Below are 3,713 nucleotides of genomic sequence, written 5' to 3' on the forward strand. Positions count from 1 at the left end.
CCCTCAATCCCTCCCCTCAAGGGGGAGGGAGGCTTGGCCTGGCCCTGTCCCCGCGGAAAATTGCCATATCCGCACTTGCCGCAGCTTCCGCCCGCCGCAACGCAATGGTAACAATTGTTTAACCATTGGAGCGTCGCAAGAGATTGGCCGAACCAGTCCGCACCATAGCTGTCCTCGTTGCCAACCCGGCGCTGAGTTCCATCCTCAGCATGGTGCTGGCTTCGGTGCCGAGCTTCCGGGTCCGTCCGTTCGAATCCGAGTTGGCGCTTGTCACCTATATGCGGCTCGCGCCAGTCGATGTGGTGGTAACCGATTTCGACAGCGCCTCAGCCCGTGCCGACCGGGTCAGTCGCGACCTGCGCGCCGACCAGAGCATCCCGCATCACGATTACCAGGTGATCGCGCTCGCCAGCGTCGTGTCGCCCGAGACCAAGGACCTCTGTATCGCCTCGGGCATCGACGAAGTGATCGTCAAACCGATGTCGCCGAAATACCTGCTCGAACGGGTGCAATCGCGCCTCTCCCGCCGCGCCGCCAGCCTCGCCGGCTACCGGCCGGTCCGCGCAACGACGTCCCGCCGGCCGGATTTCTCAAAATACGGCAACGTCATCCCGCTGTGGACACGCGAACGGCCACTGCCGACGCACTGACGATCCCCTTGACGAAAACGGTCATTGCCTCGGTCGCCTCCGCGTCCGACAGGCCGCGGGTCTGCGCCAGCGACCGCCAGGTGCTGAAATCGAGGGCGTGGCCTATCGCGGCCGCCAGCATCCGGTGGTTGGCCGCGCTCCAACCCATATTGAGCACGGCGACCGCGCCGAGTTGCAGTTCGGCGTGGTGCGCCAGTCTGGCTGCGACCGCGGGCAGTTCGGCGTCGCGGTACACATTGGCCAGCAGCCGCTGATTGCGCCGATAATACCCGTAGGTGGCTGTCAGCGCCGCCCGAAGACGAGCCTCAGGGTCGGCAATCGACGTCCACGCCTGCGCGTCGGGCGGCGGATCCAGCTCATAGGCATGGGCGATGCACGCCGCGAAGATCGCGTCCTGGTCGGCAAAGTGACGATACACCGTCAGGCGTTGGACCCCGGCATGCTCGGCGATGGCGCTGATGGTGGTCCTGGCTGGGCCCACAGAGGAGTGCAGTTCAAAAGCCGCTTTGGCCAAGGCGCGATGCATCGTGGCCTGCTTGTCGGCGCGCGCCCGGAGCTGGTAGGCCCGAGGTTTCTTATCTTTCAGTGAACGCAATTGATCACCGATATTGACGTACCACCCTGCCTGTTAGTAATGAGTGAACGATGGCGTTCACTCATAGAGGAGATATGAGTCATGTCGATCCAAATGTCTACCCGGAGAACGGCGACCGCCGGCATCGGAGCTCAACCGTCCCCCACGATTATTTCGCACGAGGCGGGCAGGATGTTCGATCTCGGCGGGTTTGGCATCCACTGGAAGATCGATGGAGCCGAGACGGGCAAGCGCTTCTCGGTCGTCCACCACCCGATCGCCCCGCATGCGCTGGCCGCTCCGCTGCACCGTCATCACCGGGAGGATGAATACTCCTATGTGCTCAGCGGCAGGATGGGCGCGCTGCTTGGTGACGACGTGGTCGTTGCTGAAGCGGGGAGCTGGGTGTTCAAGCCGCGGGCCCAGTGGCACACCTTCTGGAATGCCGGCGACACGCCGTGCGAAATCATCGAGATCATCTCGCCAGCCGGCTTCGAGGACTGTTTCCGCGAGATGGCGGCGATCTGGCCGGACCTGTCCAGGGCCGGCCCGATCCTTGAGAAGTATGAGCTCGATATGGATCCCGACAGTGTGCCGGCCCTGTGCGAGCGCTTCGGCCTCACCGCGTTCCAGCCGACACCAAAGCTGGACAGCTGAGCTCGGCGCGAGGCCTGGCCGGGCTCTGCTCGTCGGCGACCAGGCCGTCACGTTCAGCTCCCAGGGCGGCCGGCGCCTGGAACGCCGCATCGGCGACGATAGCACCCCGCCGCCGGTTGCGGCGGCTACCGGCCGGTCCGCCCCAGACGTCACGCCGTCCGGATTTCTCGCAGTACGGCAACGTTATTCCGCTGTGGACGCGGGAGCGTCCGCGGCCGACGCACTGACAGCCGGGCGCCGCGCCCGCTCATCCGCCTTCCCTCCCCAGTGGACCAATCAGGCTGTTGCCTCAGGCCAGCTTAATAATCGTCTTGCCAAGTTCGCCGCGTTCGACGGCTTCGTGGGCGGCGACGATGTCGTCGAGGGTCAGCACGCGGCCGATCTGGTGGGTGAGTTGATTGGCCTCAAGCGCGGCGTTGATGCCGGCGGCGGCTTCGCGGTGGGCCTCGGCAGTCATCACATAGACCAGCACGAAGCGGATGGTGGCGTCGAGAAAGATCATCGGCCAGAACGGCAGCGTGGGCTGAGGCACGGCATCGCTGGCATAGGTGGCGACGACGCCGTTGGGCGCCAGGGTCTTGCCGATCAGCTCGAGATTGGCGCCAAAGGCGACTTCGACGAAGCGGTCGACACCCCTGCCCTTGCTGTCGCCAGTGAAGGCAGCAACCCGAGCGGGCAGATCATCAGTATGGCGGTTGAGGACCAGATCGGCACCGGCCGCAGTGGCTGATGCGGCGGCCTCATCATTGCCGACCGAGGCGATGACGCGGGCACCGCCCAGCTTGGCGAACTGGATGGCGTAGCGGCCCACCGCGCCGGCACCGCCGGAGACGAAGATGGTTTTGCCAGTGACCGGACCATCGACGAAGACACAGCGATAGGCGGTCATGGCGGGAATGCCGAGGCAGGCGCCTTCCTCGAAGCTGACGCCGTCAGGCAGCTGGACAGCCTTCCAGGCGGGGAGCGTGGTGTATTCGGCGGCTGAGCCGTTCCAGCGGCCAAGCTGGGATTCGTAGAACCAGACGCGCTCACCGATCCGGCTGTCGAGTTCGGGAGAACCCACGGCGACGATCTCGCCCGCGCCATCCTGATTGGGCACGACCTCCGGGAAGGCCGGGGCGCCGCTGCCGCTGCGACCCTTGGTGTCGGACGGATTGACCCCCGAGGCACGGACGCGGATCAGCACTTCGCCGGGCGCGGGGTGTGGCGTCGCCAACTCGCCGACCTGCAATACGTCGCGGGCGGGGCCCTTGGTGGAAAACCAGGCAGCTTTCATTCGAACGTTCCTCTTGTTTCCCAGCCTAGCTAGGTCTTCAATGCATCTGAGAACAGTACGTACAAAGGCAACATGTACTATCATGAATGATAGCACCCCTATCCTGACCCGCCCGCGCCGTAAGGCTGGCCGCACCGGTTGCGCGGTGGAAGTGACCCTTTCGGTAATCGGGGGCCTCTGGAAACCGGTGATCCTGTTTCACCTGCTCGACGGCAAATTGCGCTTCAATGCGCTGTGCCGGATGGTGCCCAATGCGACGGCGCGCATGGTGACGCTGCAATTGCGCGAACTTGAGCGTGACGGGGTGATCAATCGCATCGTCTATCCGGAAGTGCCCCCGCGGGTCGAATATGAGCTGACGGAACTCGGCCGTTCGCTCGAGCCGGTACTGCTCAGCATGCGAGCTTGGGGGATGGGCTTCAGCTCGGACGAGGAGCGCGAGCACCTCCACATTTGCCCCTAGGCGGGCTCTCGCGACAGCCCGGCGCGCAGGGCCATCGCATATGGGGTTAAGCACTGCACTCTCCGTGCTCCTCCACCGTGAAACGGGGGAGGG

5 protein-coding genes are annotated in these 3,713 nt (G+C 64.8%); 3 read left to right on the top strand and 2 right to left on the bottom strand.

The genetic code is table 11. From position 1 onward, the window contains the following. The first annotated feature begins 143 nt into the window (after positions 1 to 143). Positions 144 to 650 carry a response regulator transcription factor gene (locus tag VW23_RS21000; protein ID WP_069911461.1) on the top strand — a complete coding sequence of 169 codons (507 nt, stop codon included), beginning with the start codon at positions 144 to 146 and terminating at the stop codon, positions 648 to 650. Here the strand turns inward: VW23_RS21000 and VW23_RS21005 are convergent. Continuing rightward, on the bottom strand, positions 607 to 1,245 hold the full coding sequence (locus VW23_RS21005) for a TetR/AcrR family transcriptional regulator (RefSeq protein WP_141728419.1): 639 nt from the start codon (positions 1,243 to 1,245) through the stop codon (positions 607 to 609). The genes VW23_RS21000 and VW23_RS21005 overlap by 44 nt on opposite strands. A gap of 171 nt (positions 1,246 to 1,416) precedes the next feature. On the opposite strand from VW23_RS21005, the gene VW23_RS21010 reads away from it, so the two are divergent. Next, positions 1,417 to 1,881, top strand: coding sequence for a cupin domain-containing protein (locus VW23_RS21010; RefSeq protein ID WP_069911463.1), 465 nt, complete (start codon positions 1,417 to 1,419; stop codon positions 1,879 to 1,881). Positions 1,882 to 2,170: 289 nt separating this feature from the next. Here the strand turns inward: VW23_RS21010 and VW23_RS21015 are convergent, their stop codons facing one another. Beyond that, the gene (locus tag VW23_RS21015) at positions 2,171 to 3,157 is read right to left on the bottom strand and encodes an NADPH:quinone reductase (RefSeq protein WP_069911464.1); all 987 of its coding nucleotides are present in this window, start codon (positions 3,155 to 3,157) and stop codon (positions 2,171 to 2,173) included. 82 nt (positions 3,158 to 3,239) lie between these two features. Here VW23_RS21015 and VW23_RS21020 point away from each other — a divergent pair, with 82 nt between their 5' ends. Continuing rightward, positions 3,240 to 3,620 carry a winged helix-turn-helix transcriptional regulator gene (locus tag VW23_RS21020; protein ID WP_069911465.1) on the top strand — a complete coding sequence of 127 codons (381 nt, stop codon included), beginning with the start codon at positions 3,240 to 3,242 and terminating at the stop codon, positions 3,618 to 3,620. The last annotated feature ends 93 nt before the right edge of the window (positions 3,621 to 3,713 follow it).

The sequence above is a fragment of the Devosia insulae DS-56 genome (genome assembly GCF_000970465.2).
In the GTDB taxonomy this organism is placed as follows: Bacteria; Pseudomonadota; Alphaproteobacteria; order Rhizobiales; family Devosiaceae; genus Devosia_A; species Devosia_A insulae.